The organism is Moraxella atlantae NBRC 14588 (genome assembly GCF_001591265.1).
GTDB lineage: Bacteria > Pseudomonadota > Gammaproteobacteria > Pseudomonadales > Moraxellaceae > Faucicola > Faucicola atlantae.
The window spans coordinates 1-876 of the sequence record NZ_BCUL01000077.1; the positions used below are offsets into that span (position 1 = coordinate 1).

The 876-nt window shown below is 42.6% G+C and carries 1 protein-coding gene; it reads left to right on the forward strand.

Annotation, left to right across the window (positions count from 1 at the left end; all coding sequences use genetic code 11):
- Nucleotides 1-83: 83 nt before the first annotated feature.
- The coding region (locus MA2_RS10775; protein ID WP_067059673.1) for an IS5 family transposase at nucleotides 84-876 on the forward strand (793 nt) is incomplete at its 3' end.

Sequence of the window (876 nt, forward strand, 5' to 3'; positions counted from 1 at the left end):
AAACCTTTGCACGAAAAAATGCACAAAAGTTTGTAAAAGTGATATAATGCAGTAAAATCAAACAGATAGCAAAAGACACGAATATGGCATGGAAACAAACAGGGCAACTCTCCCTAGCAGACAGTCTCATTAACGCTCACAAAGCCATCGAAGAACTCGATGAACTACACGACCTAATCAACTGGCAAAGTATCGAACACACCCTAGGCCATGTTCATAGCAGTGACCGTGGCGAAAGTGCCTTTCACCCTGTCATCATGTTTAAAATCTTACTACTACAAAAACTCTATAACCTATCCGACCCAGCCATGGAAAAACAACTGGCAAGAGACTTACTATTTCGTCGCTTTGTTGGGCTATCACTTACCGATAACGTACCCGACCACAGCACCATTTGGCGATACCACAAACACTTAGGTGAACTTGGACTCATTGAACCCTTATTCAACCAAATCAATGAACAACTAGCCGAGCAAAACATCATCATCAAAGCAGGCAGTGTTAGCATCATTGATGCCAGTATCGTTGAAGCCAAAAACAAACGAGCTAAAAAAGGCAAACATACCGACAATACCCAAGATAACGAAGCTGCCTACGTCAGCAAAAAAGACAGCACAGGCAAAGTAAAAACCACCTACGGCTATAAAATCCATCTTAACTGTGATGAAGACAGCTTTGTCAAAAAAGTTCAAACCACCCCTGCTAATGTCCATGATTCACAATGTTTTACCACGCTTTTAACAGGTGATGAATCTGCCGTTTACGCCGACAGTGCGTATAAAAGCCAAGCCCATGACGACTATCTTGCCGAGCATGAGCCACCTATCAACAATCATATCCATGATAGGGCATGGCGTAATACACCACTTACCGAAC